The following is an 18,344-nucleotide window of genomic DNA, read 5'->3' as shown; positions in this document are numbered from 1 at the left end:
AAAATTTTTTCACTGTATTTTTCATATGAAGTTTCCTGGACAGCGTAAATCTAAGCACTACTTTCCAACTCACGCACGTGATCCGTTGGTCAACCAAATTCAACAAACGCCTAAGCTTCACCGCGCAACGATTGTGGGTGTTGGCCAAACGATTGTTGATATCGAAGCCCGTGTTGACAACGAGTTCCTAGAAAAATACGAGCTGAGTAAAGGTCACTCACTGGTATTGGAAGAAAGTAAAGCAGATGCGCTGTATGAAGAGTTAGTTGAGCGCGGTTTGATCACGCATCAATATCCTGGCGATACTATCGGCAACACACTGCACAACTATTCCGTACTTGCGGACAGCAAATCTGTCCTGCTTGGCGTAATGTCTAAGAAGATTGAAGTTGGCTCATTTGGTTATCGTTACCTTTGCCGCACTTCTTCTCGTATGAATCTAAACCACCTTCAAACTGTTGATGGTCCAATTGGTCGTTGTTACACGCTGATTTCTGAAGATGGCGAACGTACGTTTGCAATCAACGAAGGCCACATGAACCAACTTCTTCCAGAAAGCATTCCTGAAAAAGTCTTCGAGAAAGCGTCTGCATTGGTTGTGTCGTCATACCTAATGCGTGGCAAACCTGAAGATCCGATGCCAAAAGCGGTACAAAAAGCGATTGAATACGCGAAAGCGCACAATGTGCCTGTTGTACTAACACTTGGTACTAAGTATGTGATCGAAGGCAACGCTGAATGGTGGCAAGAATACCTGAAAGAAAACGTAACCATCGTCGCGATGAACGAAGATGAAGGTGAAGCGCTAACGGGTGAAAAAGATCCTCTATTGGCTGCTAACAAGGCACTTGAGTGGGTTGACCTAGTTCTATGTACTGCAGGCCCTATTGGTCTATACATGGCAGGTTACACTGACGAACCAGCGAAACGCGAAACCACACTGCCATTGTTACCGGGTAACATCCCTGAGTTCAATAAATACGAATTCAGCCGTGCGATGCATAAGCAAGACTGTAAAGACCCAGTAAAAGTGTACTCTCACATTGGCCCTTACCTAGGTGGCCCACTTGAGATTAAGAATACCAATGGCGCTGGCGATGGTGCACTTTCAGCACTACTTCACGACATGGCAGCAAACAGCTACCACCACGTGAATGTACCAAACTCAGAGAAACACGAGCACACTTGTCTAACTTACTCTTCACTGTCTCAAATTTGTAAGTACGCAAACCGTGTAAGCTACGAAGTGTTGACTCAGCACTCTCCTCGCCTTTCTCGTGCATTACCTGAACGCGAAGATAGCTTAGAAGAAACATACTGGGATCGTTAATCGACCATATTAGGCAGTTACCTCTTAAAGGTTAACGCCAAGTGAGATTACCCATTCCTTGAAGGGCTGCTATATGCAGCCCTTTTTGTATTCAACACCAATATAACGGCAGCTGAAGTTAATCATATCGAATATTTTGCTCGTTTAAGATTTGATCTCGCGCAATGACTCTTTAGATCTGTTATCTTCCAGCACATAATTCGTGTGGTTTGCCTTTACTTGGCAAATTTATACAGTACTATCGCCACGCAAACGTTTACGTACCGCCTTTCGGTTCTGATATAAGGATCAAATATGCTGTCTGATATTGATATTTGTCGCTCTACTCCCCTTAAAAACATCAGTGAGGTTGCCAAGCAAGCTGGCCTGCACCACAACGAACATCAGCCATTAGGGCAATTCAAATCTAAAGTGTCTCTCACATCACTTGAACGCCTCGCCAACCAACAAGATGGTAAGTTAGTCGTAGTCACGGCGATCACACCGACACCTCTTGGTGAAGGCAAAACCGTCACTACTATCGGATTAGCACAAGGCCTCGCAAAGATTAACCAATCTGCAATGGCCTGCATTCGTCAGCCTTCAATGGGCCCGGTATTTGGTGTAAAAGGCGGCGCAGCGGGCGGTGGTTACTCTCAAGTTGCCCCTATGGAACAATTAAACCTGCATCTCACGGGCGATATTCATGCTGTTACGGCCGCTCACAACCTCGCCTCCGCCGCCATTGATGCACGTTTGTATCATGAACAGCGTGAAGGGTTAGACGCCTTTGAAACGCGCTCAGGCTTAAAAGCATTGAATATCGACCCAAGCAGAATCGTTTGGCGACGTGTACTTGACCATAATGATCGCGCATTACGCATGATCACGGTTGGCAAGAACGAAGCAGACAAAACAATTAATGGCTTTGAGCGCGAAGATGGATTTGATATCTCAGCCGCTTCTGAGCTAATGGCCATTCTTGCTCTAGCTGATGACCTTCAAGATTTAAGAAAGCGTATCGGACGGGTGGTACTTGCTTACAACAAACAAGGCTTGCCGCTAACCGCAGATGACTTCAACGTTGCAGGCGCAATGACCGTGACCATGAAGGATTCTATTGAACCAACATTGATGCAAACCCTTGAAGGCGTTCCTACCCTAATTCACGCCGGGCCTTTCGCGAACATCGCACATGGTAACTCTTCAATTATTGCCGATAAAATAGCGTTAAAGCTGAGTGACTTTGTGGTAACTGAAGGTGGTTTCGGCTCAGACATGGGCTTTGAGAAAGCGTGCAACATAAAAGCGAAAGCGTCGAATAAGAAGCCCGATTGCGCTGTGGTTGTCGCAACCTTACGTGGATTAAAGGCTAACTCTGGTTTATACGATTTGAGACCGGGCACTCCGTTACCTGATTCAATCTTTAATGATGACCAAGACGCGCTTGTTGCAGGGTTTGAGAACCTAAAATGGCACATCACTAACGTTAAGCAATACCAAGTGCCTACAGTTGTTGCGATTAACCGATTCCCACAAGACTCAGCTCAAGAGCTCGATGCTTTGAAACAGATGATCACCGACTTCGATCCAAGCGTTAGCGTTGAAGTAAGCGAAGCATTTGGTCAAGGTGGCGAAGGGGCGACTCAACTGGCTCACGCCGTGGTAAAAGCTTGCCAAAAACAGAGTGGATTTAAGCCTTTGTATCACTCAGAGCAAAGCCTAGAAGAAAAGCTGATGGCAGTCGCTGAAGTTGGCTATGGCGCAGCAAGTATTACGCTATCTCCACTGGCTAAAAAACAACTGGCCGAATTCAAACTGCATGGCTATAACGACCTATCGGTTTGTTTAGCAAAAACACCATTATCGATCTCGACAGAAGCACACGTAAAAGGTGCACCAATCCAATTTGACGTGCCCGTTAGAGAACTAAAATTGTGTGCTGGTGCTGGTTTTATTTACGCGTTGTGCGGCAATGTGATGACCATGCCAGGCTTGCCTGACAAACCGGCGTTCATGTCGTTAGATATTGATAGTAATGGAAATATCGTAGGCCTAAGCTAGCTGTCCTTAGTTAGATAAGCGGCAATTAATCGCGATTAATTTGGCTAATATTTCGGAACATCGTTCCATATTGAGCAATCAAGCTTAAGTGCAATAAGTTGCACTTAAATCGTAGTTATATGCGAATCTTGTCTTAACTTCTCGGTCAAGATCACATTAAAAAACCTATAAAATATATAGTATTGCGCTGATTCTTTGAGGACAGTGATGAATACAAGTATAAAAAAACTAGTCAGCCAATTTCTATGTACCATCTTTGCCCTAGGACTAGTCCCTGCCCTCTACATCAATTCTGAACTTGACAGAATTGATGCTCAGCACACTCTAAATATTAAGCAGTCTAGCCAAAATCAAATCGAATACAGCTTTCATGAACTCGCTGTTATTGTTGAGCAAATCTCTAACTCTGTTCCTTCAATCGCCGACTCTCAAACACTACTCCGAGCGATTCGAGAACCTTCTATTATCCATAAAGAAACCCTGCAAGATCTTTGGGTGATGTTAGCTCGTGGCCAAAAATACTATTCCCATCTTCGTTACCTCGATCTAGCTGGCAACGAAGTGTTTCGCGTTAATTATAAAGACAATCAAGCAATCGTGGTTCCAGATAGTGAACTGCAGAACAAGTCTTCGCGTGATTACTATGAGGTACTACAGCAATTAAAGATTGGTGAGATTAGCTCTCGCGGTATTGATCTTGAAGTCGAAAACGGAGAGATCGTTCGCCCTTTGATTCCAGCGCTACGCATTATGACGCCAGTCGCTGAAAACAACCGCATTATTGGTTACTTCATCGCAAACCTGAACATGCTTGAGATTTATAAGCGCCTTTACTATCAAATTGGTGCATCTTCTGCTGTTCCTATTATTCTCAACAAAACCGGACACATAATCATGGGGCCGGATCCTACGGAATCTTTCGGACATGTAATTGAATCACGTTCAGAGCAGACTTACGCAAAGTTATACCCTGAGCTTTGGACTGCGATTCAAGACAAGACATCTTCGAGCTATTTCGATGGTGAGAACTGGTATTTTCATTCCGACATCAGCCCTAAAATCAAACAGTTTGAAGGCCCTATTTACATGGTTCTTCACATTGAAAATCAGCAGTTCAGCAGTCAATACCGACAAGAAAAACAAGCGATCGTCGTTCAGATCATCACCTTGTCTTTCTTGATTTCGATGATCTCCGCTGGCTTCGTATTGTGGAACAGCAACCACAAGAAGAACAGTATCGAGAGCCAACTTGCTAAGGCCGCAATGAATGGCATGTCTGCCTTGGTGATTACCGACAGAAACAACCGAATCATCAAAGTAAACCAAGAGTTCACCCGTGTGAGTGGCTACGAGTTAGAAGACGTAAAAGGCCGCCAACCGTCCATGTTTGCCTCTGGTCGCTACAACGAAGAGTTCTACATCAAGATGTGGAGCATCATCAAAGAGAAAGGCATGTGGGAAGGCGAAGTGGTTAATCGTCGTAAAGACGGGTCTTTGATCACGGAAATATTGCGAATCCAAACCATTAAAGACTCGAAAGACGTGATTCAGTTTTATGTTGCTTCATTTGTGGATATAAGTAAACACAAAGAGCTAGAAAACAAACTGAGAAACCTGAGTGAAAAAGATGCCTTAGCTGGGTGTTGGAACCGCCGTAAATTCGATCTTGAGCTGCGAGATGAGTGCTCTCGTGTTAATCGTTACCCTACTCGCGAACAGTCTTGTTTAGCGATTTTGGACATAGACCACTTCAAACGCATCAACGACAGATTTGGTCACGATTATGGAGATCGCGTCATTCAAACCGTTGCTCAAGTATTACAACGAGAGTGCCGAGAAACTGATTTTGTGGCTCGTATTGGTGGCGAAGAGTTTGGCGTTATTCTGCCTCATACCACAACAGAAGAAGCTGAGTATGTACTTAACAGATTGAGAATCGCAGTCAGTATTGAGCTCGATAACGTGGTGACGGTCAGTGGTGGAATTACCAACCTGACCAACGACCCTGCTCTTAACTACAAGTGCGCCGATTTAGCACTTTATGAAGCCAAAGCAGCAGGTCGAAACAGTGTGTGCCTGTTCCTAGACAGCGAAATGAGCGAAATCGCCTAACAGAAAATCAGTATTGTTCCGCTAGGCTATTAGTTTGGCGGTTTAACAACCCAATCCTTGCAATCAGCTTGGTGCAGGATAGAACTCTAGTTTCTTCCCCTCTACCACTAGAATACAATCCATGTTCGCAGCATGAGCAGCCTGCTTACCTAGGTTCGTATCTTCAAACACAACACACTGCTTTGGCTGCAAACCCATACCAAAACTCGCATCTAAGAAAGTATCCGGATTTGGTTTGTGATTCTTAACGTCTGTTGCTGTCACGAGAATATCGAGCTTACTCAAGATATCCGTTTTATCTAATAGCTGTTCTGCGCTTTTGCGCTGACTGCCTGTCCCTACTGCTATCTTCTTGCTGCCTAGATGTTCGATTAGAAGAGAATGCGTACAAGGGATAATATCGCCTTTGTCTTCAATCGCCGCAAACGACGCCATCTTAAACGTTGATACCGCTTGTGGGTCGAGTGACAAACCGTATTTACTGTTCACTTCACCCGCTATCTTATAACTCGGCATACCACCTAAGCTGTGCAGCCAAGATGCCTCGAAATGAAAACCGAACTCTTCAGCCGTTTGCTGCCATGCTTTTACATGTGCTGGCATTGTATCGATCAACGTACCGTCCATATCAAAGATTAATCCTTCATACGTCGTTAAATCTATTGTCATCACTACTACCACTCTTTAAGAAAGTTACTGATACCATAACCAATATTCAGTATCATGACCCCATATTACCGTTCAAAATGGAAGTTTATGTTACAAATATCTAACTCTGTTTCGATTCAAGACTGGGAACTCCAGTTAACTGCGATCAGAGCACAGGGAGCAGGCGGCCAAAACGTCAATAAAGTATCAAGTGCGATACATTTGCGTTTTGACATCAAGCACTCCACCCTACCAGATTTCTATAAAGAGAAACTGCTTGCACACAAAGATAGCCGCATCACTAAAGATGGCGTGATTATCATTAAGGCCCAGCAGTATAGAACTCAAGAACAAAACCGTGATGATGCTTTGGTGCGTTTGAAAGAACTTATCTTGGAAGCAACAAAAGTTCAAAAAGTGAGACGAGCAACTAAGCCGACGCGTGGCTCTCAGAAAAGACGTTTAGAAGGAAAGAAACAACGAAGCACCACTAAGCAACTGCGTGGAAGAGTAGAATAATTGTTTCATGTCATCAGTGAACACGTCACCCATGAAACAACCGTTCTAACTCTATTTTCTTGAACAAAAACGGATACCTAACGCTATTTATTTGCAGGCTATTTGTTCGAAGTATTGATTCAAAGCCTATTCGTTCGAACGCTAGGCATTCGAAATCTAGGTATTAAAAAGCTAGGTATTCCAAAATAACCTAATGGAACAAAACTCTACTGCTGTTTTTTGACCGACAAAATCAGCTTGATTAACAACATGCGCTCTTCGCTGGTCAGTAAACGACTGACCGCCGCTACGTCTTCCGCTGTTGCTTGTGATGCGCCAACAACATCCAGTACCACATCCAAATCGGTAACTTTCAACGTCCTCGTGAGCGAACGATACTGAGACATTTTGATATCAGCTTCACCACGTTCGATTCGTTGATAGGTTTTTAAACTCATTCCCGCACTTGAGGCTAATTTTTCCTGGGACAAATTAGCGAGCTTCCTACGATCAATCAGCGCCATGATTATGGGTTCTTGTGACATAAGCTTATCCTCAATAGACAGTTATGACCTAATTTCAGCAAGAAGCAGACCATATTGACTCGCAACGGTTTACATACGCCATTAAAGGCATATTATTCGATTATTAAAAAACGTTACGTTTCATAAACTTTGACACTTAGATCGGTCGTGAAAGTGCAGGCTAGTAAACTTGATGACTCAAGTGTTGGGAAATAATAAAAATTGCAAATTGCGAATAACAAAGACGTCAAATTGGAAATTGCGAATCGTTATACTTTGGCATTTCCTTGCATAAAGCACGCTTTAGAATCAGACAATACCCGCAGTCAAATTATCGCGGTACAGCATAGGCTACTCACCTACAAAGAGGTGTTGTTGCACGGGAACATGTTGGAAGACAAGGAATTAAAACGGGCTTTTTCTGCATTGAACCCAAGCGAAAAAGGTGTCGCGCAAGGTGGCATCAAAAGCATCAATGATGCAATAAAAGAGATAGATGAGATACTAGAAAGATACAGCCGAAAAACGGTTGTAGAACTAAGCAGCTAAGTAACTAAGCGGGCAAATGACTAAACAGATAGACCTGCAGAAATAAAAAAGTCGACGCTATCGTTAGATAAAGCGTCGACTTGTTCAAAACATTGCAGTTCTAACGTAACACGGCTTTTCTAAGACCCGCGAACAACATCAGCATACCTAATAAACCAAATGAAACACTACCACCACTGCTACCAGAGCCAGATGATGTCCGTGCATTCACATAAGCCGCTCGCTTAGCATCAGTAGAAACAAACTGGGCCGTTTCGGTACCAGCAATTACACTGTCTATCCAAGCTTCATAGTCTAATATTTCAGTGAATACTGATGTCACAGTCACGCCCGAAGTTATACTACCGCCACCACAAGTTTCAGGTCCAAAACTGGTAATACCAACTTGTCGGTACTCAGCACCATCCTTCCAATACACAGGGCCACCTGAGTCACCCTGGCATGTACCACCATATAACCTAGTGAATACACTGTAGTCACCAATAAAACAGATTTGATTATCAGTTAACGCAGAACCATCAGTAAAGGCTGAAGCACACGTGTTATTTTCTACGTAGTTTAGTGGTGCTTTCTGTAATATCGTTGTGGCATCAAAATCAGATTTTGTATCGCCATGACCAACGGCAACAAAATCATTTACACCAATTCGATAGTTAGCATTTGACGGACGCTTAACAACATCATTAATTGAATCGATATTCAGTGCGCTTTCAAGCTTAAGAATGGCAACATCGTTACGGAGTAGATCACTCAACGCATTTGAATAGTCACTGCGATAATAAACTTCTGAAACTCGCGCTTTTTGAATGTTACCGTTAGGGAATTGAGACGTATCTTCAATTTGAGGGACTACAGTAGTAAATAGCTGCCCTTCTTCATTGCCGTAAATACAGTGTGCTGCCGTCAGAATATGAGTCGGGTTTAAAATGGTCGCGCCACAGTAAGGGCCTTTAGAGTAAACACCATCGTAATCAATACGGTCAATGAACAAGCTCGCCATTGAAGGAAATTCAGTCACTGAAGCGTCACTACCGTTCACGATATAAGGTGTTACGCTCGCGTCAGGAGTACTTTCGACCGAGTTTTCTGTCGCCATAACACTTGATGTGTAAATCAATGGCGCTAAAAGCCCTAAGACGGCTTTACGAACCGGACTCATTGTATGGTTTACGTTCATAGTTAACTCCTTGTAACCCCTACTACTTATTTACAAAAATGATGAATCGTCACCATAACACGTCACAACCGTGATTATAGTAAGTATTTGTAACGATATCGCCACATATCTCATTTTATAAACGAATTTTAAGTAACCGTTGTTAGTGGGTAACGCTAAACCTAATACGCTCGCAAAACATACGCTACCAAAAACAAAAAAGCCTACCGTTAGGCTTCCCAATAAAGAGAAGCAAACAATAGGCTTTCGTTAAACTTGGTGTTTTCTCTTAAAAGAGATTAGCCACGGTAGTAACGTTGAGGTACGAATGGCATTTTTTCTACTGTCATAGGTAGCTTCTTGCCACGAACGTCAGCGAATACTTCAGTGCCAATAACCGCTAGGTCAGTGCGAACGTAAGCCATAGAAACAGGCTTGCCGGCATTAGGGCCCGCAGTACCGCTCGTTACAACACCAATATTGTTGTCTTCAGCATCGAACAATTCAGCACCTTCACGTACTGGTGCTTTAGTTTGACCCACTAGACCAACACGTTTACGTTGAACATCTTTCGTTGCGATTTGCTCAAGGATGATATCAGCGCCTGGGAAACCGCCTGCACGCTCACCGTCAGTGCGACGAACTTTTTGAATACCCCATAGAAGGCTAGCTTCTACTGGTGTTGTCGTTGTGTCTAGGTCGTGACCATATAAACATAGACCACACTCAAGACGAAGTGAGTCACGAGCACCAAGGCCAATCCACTCAACTTCAGCTTCTGAAGTCAGCTTACGCGCTAGAGCTTCAGCATGATCGTTCGGTACAGAGATCTCGTAGCCGTCTTCACCGGTATAACCACTGCGGCTTACGATGCACTCTACGCCGTCGATATCGACTTTTTGAACGTCCATGAACAGCATGTCTGCAACACTTGGTTGGAAACGAGCAAGAACTTCAGACGCTTTAGGGCCTTGAAGTGCTAACAGAGCGCGATCATCAATCACTTCCATTTCTACGTCAGCTGGAAGGTGCGCAGTTAGGTGGTCGATATCTTGTGTTTTACACGCCGCGTTCACAACAACAAATAGGTGATCGCCAAGGTTAGCAACCATAAGATCATCCATGATGCCGCCCTGTTCATTAGTAAAGAAGGCGTAGCGCTGCTTACCAGAAGGAAGGTCAATAATATCTACAGGAACCAAAGATTCTAAGACAGCTGCTGCGTTTGCGCCATGAAGACGAAGTTGCCCCATGTGAGAAACATCAAAAAGACCGGCAGCATCACGAGTGTGTAAGTGCTCTTTCTTTACACCTAGTGGATACTGAACTGGCATATCGTAGCCAGCGAAAGGAACCATTTTTGCACCCTCTTCAACATGAAGTGTATGCAGTGGTGTTGTTAGTAGGTCTTGATTAGCGTGTTCTTGAGTCATTTTCTTCTCCATGAAGCGTTGCAGGCTGTCCAAAGTCGAGTCTGCCGCTTATATCTCTATTTAGAGTCGCCTCTAACGATAAGTCTCATCATTAGTCACCTCAGCGTATTCGCGTTAGTCACCTTGACGTCTTAACCTTAGAAACAGTAGATAGTAAAAAGTGATGTCTTTTATATAGGCTTATATCGTTAGCTTGATAAATCAGGTTAGCTGTACAAAAGCTCTACAAGTCACTTTCTAAGAATTCACTTCAGTAAACTTCAATCAACATGAGTAAACCGTGTTCACTATAATAAACAAGCCTGAGTCAGTTTTACACCCTTAACAATAGTAAAACAGTTCAAAATGTGACATTTAACAATTTAAAAACAATTTTTCGATGCATACAAAAACGCGATATTGATGATTATCACATCAATATCGCGTCTATTGGCAAACGTTAGAAACAATAGCAAACGGTTGCATTCACTATAAGAAATTCCAACTTTGTTAATTTATTTTGCTGTCACCCACAAAATGAGCGCGTCTTCTGCGCTGGTCGAGATAAGCATGTGACCCATATTGGCATCATAATACATGCTATCACCTTCACTCATTGGCACAGGTTCGTAGAATTCTGAGTAGAACATCACATCACCAGAGATGATCATCAAAAACTCTTCACCGTCGTGACGTACCCAATCGTTATACTCTTCAAAAGTACGCGCTCTCACGCGACTCTTAAAGGGCATCATCTTCTTATTAGACAGCTCTGTTGCAAGCAGTTCATGCTCGTACGTTGGAGTTGGGTGAGGTTTACCTTGACCGGCCTTTGTTAAGTCACGACGCCCTGTTGCGACCTTTTTCCTTGGTGGCTCAAACAGTTGGGGCATATTTATTTGTAAGCCCATCGCTAGTTTTTGCATCGCTTGGAAGGTTGGCGAGATTTGCTCGTTCTCAATTTTGCTGAGCGTAGAGCGAGCTAAACCAGTACGTTGGCTCGCTTCTTCTAACGTAATCCCAAGCTTGCCGCGGATATCTTTAATACGCTGGCCAAGCCTAAGTGGTTCGATATTCTGGTCTAACGTTTCCTTCGCCAACGTTAAAGATGGGTACTCATCATAAATGTCTTCTGACATAGGTCCCTCATTAAATTCTTGCTTCCTGTCTATTAATTTCATTGTTGCATGAAGCGCTTTGTTGATTAAAGAGCACACAGAGAAATAAAGCGTGCTCCCCGTAGCAAAACAAGAAAAGTTGTTTCCTATTGGAAATTTTTGTTGAAAATTGATTTTATCGGAGCTATGTTATCGACTTGTTAGATGAAGAGATGCTACTTCGGCTTGCAGCAAATGATAGATTTAACATTTGTAAAAGCTGTTTTTTACCCGAACTTTTTGGGAAACAATTCGTGCTGCATTGACCCTACAACGATCGCTTAGACGCTGTAAGAGTATATTTATAACGCAAATCACGTTTATCTATACCTATATAGCGCAAACGATACCGATGCAGAAATCAACGTAAGACCTAATGGACTATAAAAATAATCACCATTAGCTTAATGAAAGGTCTCGACAATGAACGCTTACCAAAACCATAGCTTAGACAGTTTTTTCACTACGAACCTATCTGGTACTGACGACGCAGTATTTGCTGGCATCCAAGCAGAGAACACTCGTCAAAACGAACAAATCGAACTTATTGCTTCTGAGAACATCGTTTCTAAAGCAGTAATGCAAGCTCAAGGCACTTGCCTAACCAACAAATACGCAGAAGGCTACCCAGGCCGTCGTTACTACGGTGGTTGTGAGCACGTAGATACAGTTGAAGCTATCGCGATTGAACGCGCTAAACAGCTGTTCAAATGTGAATACGTAAACGTACAGCCTCACTCTGGCGCTCAAGCAAACGGTGCAGTTAAACTTGCGCTACTTCAACCTGGCGACACTATCCTAGGTATGTCTCTTGACGCTGGTGGCCACCTTACACACGGTGCACGCCCTGCAATGTCTGGTAAATGGTTCAACGCCGTTCAATATGGCGTAGACCGCGACACACTTGAAATTGATTACGAAGCGGTTCGCACTTTAGCCATCGAAAGCCAACCTAAGATGATTATTGCTGGTGGTAGTGCTATCCCACGCGTTATTGATTTCGCTAAGTTCCGTGAAATCGCTGACGAAGTTGGCGCTATCCTAATGGTTGATATGGCACACATCGCGGGTCTTATCGCGACAGGTGCTCACCCTAGCCCACTACCACACGCACACGTTGTTACTACAACAACGCACAAAACACTTCGTGGCCCACGCGGCGGTATGATTCTTACGAATCACGAAGACATCAACAAAAAGATCAACTCTGCAGTGTTCCCTGGCCTTCAAGGCGGCCCACTAATGCACGTTATCGCGGCTAAAGCAGTGGCGTTTGGCGAAGCACTAGGCCCAGAATTTAATACTTATATTGATTCAGTGATCGATAACGCAAAAGTTCTCGCTGAAGTGTTGCAAACTCGCGGTTGTGACATTGTGACAGGCGGAACTGACACGCACCTAATGCTGGTTGACCTTCGTCCTAAGGGGTTGAAAGGTAACGTAACTGAAGAAGCATTAGAGCGTGCAGGGATCACATGTAACAAAAATGGCATACCATTCGATACAGAGAAGCCTATGATTACTTCTGGTATCCGTTTAGGCACGCCAGCTGGGACCACTCGTGGTTTTGGCACTGAAGAATTCAAACTTATCGGTGAATGGATCGGCGATGTACTTGATGGCTTAGTTGAAAGCCCTGAAGGCAATGCTGAAGTTGAGCAACGTGTTCGCAAGCAAGTTAAAGAGCTTTGCAAGCGCTTCCCTCTTTACCGTTAAACCGTTTTTAAGATTTAAATTAAAACCTCATAAATTTTTGGAGAATAAGCAATGGACAATACACTAAAGTTTGCAGACAGCCACGAGTGGGTAAAAGACAACGGTGACGGTACTGTGACTATCGGTATTTCTGAGCACGCTCAAGAGATGCTAGGTGACGTTGTGTTTGTTGACCTGCCTGACACTGGAGACGAAATCGAAGCTGGCGAAAGCTTCTCTCTAGTTGAATCAGTGAAAGCAGCTTCTGATATCTACGCACCAATCTCTGGCGAAATTGTAGAAATCAACGAAGAATTAGAAGATAGCCCTGAGTTAATTAACGAAGAATCTTATGAAGGTGGTTGGATTGTTAAAGTGAAGATGTCTGATGCATCTGAACTAAACAACCTTAAAGATGCGGAAGAATACCTAAGCTCTATCGAAGAAGACTAATAGGTTCCTCATTACGATAAAGCTGCTCTTTAGAGCAGCTTAATTTTAGGGGCTAGCTCACGGCTCCAAAGAGAAAGTAGAACATATCATGACTGAATTACTTCAAAGCCAATTACTAAAAGACTTAGGTACTCAAAACGAGTTTGTTGCTCGTCATAACGGCCCTAATAAAGCAGACCAGCAGAAAATGCTTGATGCGATCAACGCGACTAGCTTAGACGCTCTGATCGACGAAACGGTTCCTGCACAAATCCGTCTTGAAAAACCAATGACACTTGCTGCGCCACTGAGCGAAATGGACATGCTGACCTCTCTTAAAGAGATCGCTAACCTAAACCAAGTGAAACGTACTTTCATTGGCCAAGGCTACTACAACACATTCACTCCAAACGTTATTCTACGTAACGTTTTAGAGAACCCAGGCTGGTACACAGCTTACACACCATACCAACCAGAGATTTCTCAAGGTCGTCTTGAAGCTCTACTCAATTACCAACAAATGGTAATGGACCTAACAGGTATGGAAATCGCGAACGCATCCCTTCTTGATGAAGCGACAGCGGCTGGCGAAGCAATGACACTGTGTAAGCGTGCTGGCAAAAGCAAGAGCAAAGTATTCTTCGTTGCTGACGATGTTCACCCTCAAACACTAGAAGTTGTTAAAACTCGTGCTGAGTACATCGGTTTTGAAGTAATGGTTGGTGCTCTTGAAACACTTCCAGAGCAAGACGTATTTGGTGCGCTTCTTCAATACCCGAGTACAACGGGTGAAGTGCGTGACCTAACAGACATCATTGCGAAAGCTCAAGCTAACAAAACACTGGTTACAGTGGCTACTGACCTACTTGCTTCTGCTCTACTTAAGCCTGCTGGCGAAATGGGCGCAGACGTAGTCATCGGTTCAGCGCAACGTTTCGGCGTTCCTATGGGTTACGGTGGTCCACACGCTGCATTCATGGGTACTCGTGAAAAGCATAAGCGTACAATGCCAGGTCGTGTAATTGGTGTATCTATCGATACGCACGGTAACCAAGCACTACGTATGGCAATGCAAACTCGTGAGCAACACATCCGCCGCGAGAAAGCGACATCGAACATCTGTACAGCTCAAGCACTTCTAGCAAACATGGCGTCTTTCTACGCGGTTTACCACGGTGCAGAAGGCCTACGTACTATTGCTCGTCGTACACACCACATGACAGCTATCCTAGCTGCTGGCTTGACTAAAGCGGGTTACGAGCTAACAAACAACAGCTTCTTTGATACCATCACGATCAACTCTGAAGAGAAGACTGATGCACTGTACGCGAAAGCGCAAGCAGCAGACATCAACCTTCGTCGACTTGTTGGCAAAATCGGTATCAGCTTAGATGAAACAACCACAATCGACGACGTGAACGCACTGTTCGCAATCTTCGACGTGAAAGAAGACGTTCAAGCACTCTCTTCTGACATTGCATCAAACGAGTTTGCAGCAATTCCAGAAAACTGCCGTCGTGAATCAGAGTTCCTAACTCACCCAGTATTCAACACGCACCACAGCGAAACGCAAATGATGCGTTACCTAAAACAGCTTGAGAACAAAGACTTCTCACTAACGCACGGCATGATCCCACTGGGCAGCTGTACGATGAAGCTGAACGCTGCTGCTGAGATGATTCCAGTAACATGGCCTGAGTTTGGTTCAATTCACCCATTCGCACCTCTTGATCAAGCAGCAGGCTACACAGCGCTAGCGAAAGATCTTAAAGAGAAGCTATGTGAAATCACCGGTTACGACGATTTCTCACTACAGCCTAACTCTGGTGCATCTGGTGAATACGCGGGTCTAATCGCGATTCAACGTTACCACGCAAGCCGCGGTGAAGCTCACCGTAACGTTTGTCTGATTCCAAGCTCTGCGCACGGTACTAACCCTGCAACAGCATCTATGGTTTCAATGAAGGTAGTGGTTGTTAAGTGTGATGAAGATGGCAACATCGACATGACAGACCTAGCAGCGAAAATCGAGAAGCACAAAGAAAACCTATCAAGCATCATGATCACTTACCCTTCTACGCACGGCGTATACGAAGAGCAAGTGAAAGAAGTGTGTGAACAAGTACACGCAGCGGGCGGTCAGGTTTACCTAGACGGCGCGAACATGAACGCTCAAGTAGGCCTAACTTCACCTGGCTTCATCGGTTCAGACGTATCTCACTTGAACCTACACAAAACATTCTGTATCCCACACGGTGGTGGCGGTCCGGGTATGGGTCCTATCGGTGTTAAATCGCACCTAGCACCTTTCCTACCAGGTCACATCGAAAACGGTGTACAAGGTTCTGACTACGCGGTATCAGCTGCAGATCTAGGTAGTGCTTCAATCTTACCTATCTCTTGGGCTTACATCGCAATGATGGGCGAACCTGGCCTAACAGACGCAACTAAAGTTGCGATTCTGAACGCGAACTACGTGATGGAGAAACTACGTCCTCACTACCCTGTTCTTTACCGTGGCACTAACGGCCGCGTAGCGCACGAATGTATTATCGATATTCGTCCGCTTAAAGAAGACACAGGTATCAGTGAAGAAGATATTGCTAAGCGTCTAATGGACTTCGGTTTCCACGCGCCTACGATGTCTTTCCCAGTAGCAGGCACGCTAATGGTTGAGCCAACTGAATCTGAAGATTTAGAAGAGCTAGACCGTTTCTGTGAAGCGATGATCGCAATCCGTCACGAAATGGCAGCAGTGAAAGCGGGTGAATGGCCACTAGACAACAACCCTCTAGTGAACGCACCGCACACACAAGTTGACCTTTCAGGCGCAGAATGGGATCGCCCTTACTCTCGTGAACTGGCTTGCTTCCCATCGAAAGCAACCAAGAACTCGAAGTACTGGCCAACAGTTAACCGTGTAGATAACGTATACGGCGACCGTAACCTAATCTGTTCTTGCCCAAGCATCGACAACTACGAAGACTAATTTTTGTAGATTTTAGATAAACAAAAAGCGAACCACTTGGTTCGCTTTTTTTGTTTTTCAGATTATATGACTAAGAAAGCATTGACCTTACCGTAAGGGAAAGGTTTAAGGTTGAGTGAAACCAACGATGAATTAGGAACTGATTATGGGATGTTGCAATAAAGCGCCAAAAGGTGGAGCCCCTCTTGGCTTGCTTCTAAAAGTAACGCTTGGGATTGGTCTTTTTGTTTTTCTACTGGCTTTGTGGCAATAAATTTGAGCTGAGCCCTTAAGGGACGCTTTCGACAGTGCCTTAGAGACAACCAAAAACAGAACTAGTATGTAATATTTGTATGCCCTATCTTTAACCGGGTCTGCAAAATATAATCATGTTTCATTCTTCAACCCCAATTAAACAATGCTCTCCATGTTGAGGAAGAGAGTGAATTCCACCAATTCGCTTTAAGTCGCATGCGGATAATGAGGGTTCAACCTGCGAATAACAGCACTGCATACACAGAATTTCAGGCTGCGCACAGATAGAAGAAATGATTACTTGATCACTTGTCGTGCATGGTGAAAAAGGTTTTTGTTCCCATGCAAAAGAACCAGTGCAAAAAAAAGCAACCTGTGCCGGTTTGCCGCATTTCTCGCAAAACCCACGTAATTTTCGAAAGATCTCTTTCAGAACAATTAAATCTTCTTTTCTTTCCCCTTGTTTATTGTCGTGAAGGACAAACTCTTCAAATTCACGCAATGGAGTTGGAAGGTATTGATAGAGACCTTTTCTTTTGTATTCAAAGTCGGGGTAGAAGACAACCAATCGTGCTTGTGACGTAGTAAATGACTTGCGATATTCCAATAATAAATGTTCTCGACATAAGGTCTGTCTTTGATATCCATACCATGAAAACCAAAGAAATTTTTTAGGCACTTTGACACAAAAATCAGTAACACTTTTTTCTTGGCACTTAAGACAAGCCATCGACACATCCTCCAATAATTTCCGTAGGGTCGCTTTTATACAATCAAACAGAATAGGAAAACTATGCTGTTTAAGTAGAGACCTAAGTAGCATAAAAAACCACGGTGTTTAGCGCATCACTTCAAGCTTCAGGATTACATTATCTATATGTGATACCCTCACCCTTAACCCTTTTCTTATAGGCCCGCCATGCGACTTAGTATTATTAAAACCAGGGGAGATACTAAAGTCTGAATAACTAAATTTAACACCCTCAACAGTAAAACTTTCCTGTTGATGCCCTCCATAAGGCATCGGGTTAAAGTTCTCAACACTTCCTTCAACAACATCATATTCACCCTGACCGTAATCAGATAAAAGGGAATATAATTGAATTATTAAGCTGCCCCCACTTAAAGCAGTCCAAAGCACTGAAAAAATAAGGAGTATTTTGAAAACCATACCTATGCTTTGTTCAGTCGCAGGCTTACCAACAACTTGCACATCCCAACTGGATAATTTCTTTCTATTTTTATAACCTTCAGCCGATATATATATAAATAACAAACCGGGAAGAGCGAAACAAAGTGACCACAACCCTTCAAACTTTATATTATAAACAACTTCGTACATTACGACCTCAATTGAATGCTAACACCTTGGCTAATCCATTTTGCCATAAACTCAAAATCGGCTTGAATTGAAAGTGCCAAACGTTGTGAATCAAACTTAACCTTCTTGTTGAACGAAGCCGCTACGCGGCAGAGTAAAACGAGTGCAAACCATACTCTTGTAACACCATCACCCTGATGGTCGTTCACAGGAGTAACCCCATGAAACCCGATGACTTAAAACG

Annotated in this window: 16 protein-coding genes; 8 read left to right on the top strand and 8 right to left on the bottom strand. The window is 43.8% G+C overall.

Annotated features, from left to right (window positions below):
• The first annotated feature begins 25 nt into the window (after positions 1–25).
• The 3 genes from AB4493_RS20090 to AB4493_RS20080 all read left to right on the top strand — a co-directional run bounded on the left by AB4493_RS20090 (position 26) and on the right by AB4493_RS20080 (position 5,485).
• On the top strand, positions 26–1,330 hold the full coding sequence (locus AB4493_RS20090; protein WP_372155691.1) for an inosine/guanosine kinase: 1,305 nt from the start codon (positions 26–28) through the stop codon (positions 1,328–1,330).
• Positions 1,331–1,624: 294 nt separating this feature from the next.
• The gene (locus AB4493_RS20085; RefSeq protein WP_372155690.1) at positions 1,625–3,373 is read left to right on the top strand and encodes a formate--tetrahydrofolate ligase; all 1,749 of its coding nucleotides are present in this window, start codon (positions 1,625–1,627) and stop codon (positions 3,371–3,373) included.
• Positions 3,374–3,580: 207 nt separating this feature from the next.
• On the top strand, positions 3,581–5,485 hold the full coding sequence (locus AB4493_RS20080; RefSeq protein ID WP_372155689.1) for a diguanylate cyclase: 1,905 nt from the start codon (positions 3,581–3,583) through the stop codon (positions 5,483–5,485).
• Positions 5,486–5,548: 63 nt separating this feature from the next.
• Here AB4493_RS20080 and AB4493_RS20075 read toward each other — a convergent pair whose 3' ends face one another.
• On the bottom strand, positions 5,549–6,154 hold the full coding sequence (locus AB4493_RS20075) for a beta-phosphoglucomutase family hydrolase (protein WP_372155703.1): 606 nt from the start codon (positions 6,152–6,154) through the stop codon (positions 5,549–5,551).
• Between the two features lie 87 nt (positions 6,155–6,241).
• Between AB4493_RS20075 and arfB the strand changes: the two genes are divergently transcribed.
• Positions 6,242–6,652 (top strand): alternative ribosome rescue aminoacyl-tRNA hydrolase ArfB, encoded by a 411-nt coding sequence (arfB, locus tag AB4493_RS20070; protein ID WP_004730912.1) that lies wholly within the window; start codon positions 6,242–6,244, stop codon positions 6,650–6,652.
• Between the two features lie 206 nt (positions 6,653–6,858).
• Here arfB and AB4493_RS20065 read toward each other — a convergent pair whose 3' ends face one another.
• Positions 6,859–7,176, bottom strand: coding sequence for a helix-turn-helix transcriptional regulator (locus AB4493_RS20065; protein ID WP_004730913.1), 318 nt, complete (start codon positions 7,174–7,176; stop codon positions 6,859–6,861).
• Positions 7,177–7,377: 201 nt separating this feature from the next.
• Between AB4493_RS20065 and AB4493_RS20060 the strand changes: the two genes are divergently transcribed.
• Positions 7,378–7,704 (top strand): hypothetical protein, encoded by a 327-nt coding sequence (locus tag AB4493_RS20060; protein WP_372155688.1) that lies wholly within the window; start codon positions 7,378–7,380, stop codon positions 7,702–7,704.
• A 100-nt stretch (positions 7,705–7,804) separates the two neighbouring features.
• On the opposite strand, the gene AB4493_RS20055 is transcribed toward AB4493_RS20060, so the two are convergent.
• From AB4493_RS20055 to AB4493_RS20045, 3 genes are all read right to left on the bottom strand, one after another.
• Positions 7,805–8,881 (bottom strand): trypsin-like serine protease, encoded by a 1,077-nt coding sequence (locus tag AB4493_RS20055; RefSeq protein WP_372155686.1) that lies wholly within the window; start codon positions 8,879–8,881, stop codon positions 7,805–7,807.
• A 278-nt stretch (positions 8,882–9,159) separates the two neighbouring features.
• The gene (gene gcvT, locus AB4493_RS20050) at positions 9,160–10,293 is read right to left on the bottom strand and encodes a glycine cleavage system aminomethyltransferase GcvT (RefSeq protein WP_372155685.1); all 1,134 of its coding nucleotides are present in this window, start codon (positions 10,291–10,293) and stop codon (positions 9,160–9,162) included.
• A gap of 494 nt (positions 10,294–10,787) precedes the next feature.
• Complete coding sequence (locus tag AB4493_RS20045) at positions 10,788–11,411, bottom strand: helix-turn-helix domain-containing protein (RefSeq protein ID WP_017082298.1); 624 nt, start codon at positions 11,409–11,411, stop codon at positions 10,788–10,790.
• A gap of 441 nt (positions 11,412–11,852) precedes the next feature.
• Here AB4493_RS20045 and AB4493_RS20040 point away from each other — a divergent pair, with 441 nt between their 5' ends.
• The 3 genes from AB4493_RS20040 (at position 11,853) to gcvP (ending at position 16,545) form a co-directional block, all read left to right on the top strand.
• Positions 11,853–13,145, top strand: a complete 1,293-nt coding sequence (locus tag AB4493_RS20040; protein WP_017079171.1) for a serine hydroxymethyltransferase — start codon at positions 11,853–11,855, stop codon at positions 13,143–13,145.
• A 51-nt stretch (positions 13,146–13,196) separates the two neighbouring features.
• The gene (gene gcvH, locus AB4493_RS20035) at positions 13,197–13,577 is read left to right on the top strand and encodes a glycine cleavage system protein GcvH (RefSeq protein ID WP_004730871.1); all 381 of its coding nucleotides are present in this window, start codon (positions 13,197–13,199) and stop codon (positions 13,575–13,577) included.
• An 88-nt stretch (positions 13,578–13,665) separates the two neighbouring features.
• Complete coding sequence (gene gcvP, locus AB4493_RS20030) at positions 13,666–16,545, top strand: aminomethyl-transferring glycine dehydrogenase (protein WP_061022962.1); 2,880 nt, start codon at positions 13,666–13,668, stop codon at positions 16,543–16,545.
• Positions 16,546–16,918: 373 nt separating this feature from the next.
• Here gcvP and AB4493_RS20025 read toward each other — a convergent pair whose 3' ends face one another.
• The 3 genes from AB4493_RS20025 to AB4493_RS20015 form a co-directional block, all read right to left on the bottom strand.
• A complete protein-coding gene (locus tag AB4493_RS20025; protein WP_372155684.1) occupies positions 16,919–17,509 on the bottom strand; it encodes a hypothetical protein in 591 nt (196 codons plus the stop codon).
• 108 nt (positions 17,510–17,617) lie between these two features.
• Positions 17,618–18,121: a hypothetical protein gene (locus tag AB4493_RS20020; RefSeq protein ID WP_046208949.1), complete on the bottom strand. Its 504-nt coding sequence runs from the start codon at positions 18,119–18,121 to the stop codon at positions 17,618–17,620.
• The gene (locus AB4493_RS20015) at positions 18,121–18,309 is read right to left on the bottom strand and encodes a hypothetical protein (protein ID WP_372155683.1); all 189 of its coding nucleotides are present in this window, start codon (positions 18,307–18,309) and stop codon (positions 18,121–18,123) included. The genes AB4493_RS20020 and AB4493_RS20015 overlap by 1 nt, the downstream gene beginning before the upstream one ends.
• Positions 18,310–18,344 lie beyond the last annotated feature (35 nt).

Origin of the sequence: Vibrio sp. 10N.222.55.A1 (assembly GCF_041473835.1) — a bacterium.
GTDB classification, from domain to species: Bacteria; Pseudomonadota; Gammaproteobacteria; order Enterobacterales; family Vibrionaceae; genus Vibrio; species Vibrio crassostreae_C.
This window is presented reverse-complemented; position numbering and strand designations above follow the sequence as displayed.

Excerpts from the sequence above, each read along its gene's own strand:
- AB4493_RS20045 (WP_017082298.1), bottom strand. The coding sequence starts at position 11,411 with ATGTCAGAAGACATTTATGATGAGTACCCATCTTTAACGTTGGCGAAG.
- AB4493_RS20090 (WP_372155691.1), top strand. The coding sequence starts at position 26 with ATGAAGTTTCCTGGACAGCGTAAATCTAAGCACTACTTTCCAACTCAC.
- AB4493_RS20020 (WP_046208949.1), bottom strand. The coding sequence starts at position 18,121 with ATGTACGAAGTTGTTTATAATATAAAGTTTGAAGGGTTGTGGTCACTT.
- AB4493_RS20025 (WP_372155684.1), bottom strand. The coding sequence starts at position 17,509 with ATGGCTTGTCTTAAGTGCCAAGAAAAAAGTGTTACTGATTTTTGTGTC.
- AB4493_RS20080 (WP_372155689.1), top strand. The coding sequence starts at position 3,581 with ATGAATACAAGTATAAAAAAACTAGTCAGCCAATTTCTATGTACCATC.
- arfB (WP_004730912.1), top strand. The coding sequence starts at position 6,242 with ATGTTACAAATATCTAACTCTGTTTCGATTCAAGACTGGGAACTCCAG.
- AB4493_RS20040 (WP_017079171.1), top strand. The coding sequence starts at position 11,853 with ATGAACGCTTACCAAAACCATAGCTTAGACAGTTTTTTCACTACGAAC.
- AB4493_RS20055 (WP_372155686.1), bottom strand. The coding sequence starts at position 8,881 with ATGAACGTAAACCATACAATGAGTCCGGTTCGTAAAGCCGTCTTAGGG.
- AB4493_RS20075 (WP_372155703.1), bottom strand. The coding sequence starts at position 6,154 with ATGACAATAGATTTAACGACGTATGAAGGATTAATCTTTGATATGGAC.
- AB4493_RS20065 (WP_004730913.1), bottom strand. The coding sequence starts at position 7,176 with ATGTCACAAGAACCCATAATCATGGCGCTGATTGATCGTAGGAAGCTC.
- gcvT (WP_372155685.1), bottom strand. The coding sequence starts at position 10,293 with ATGACTCAAGAACACGCTAATCAAGACCTACTAACAACACCACTGCAT.
- gcvP (WP_061022962.1), top strand. The coding sequence starts at position 13,666 with ATGACTGAATTACTTCAAAGCCAATTACTAAAAGACTTAGGTACTCAA.
- AB4493_RS20085 (WP_372155690.1), top strand. The coding sequence starts at position 1,625 with ATGCTGTCTGATATTGATATTTGTCGCTCTACTCCCCTTAAAAACATC.
- gcvH (WP_004730871.1), top strand. The coding sequence starts at position 13,197 with ATGGACAATACACTAAAGTTTGCAGACAGCCACGAGTGGGTAAAAGAC.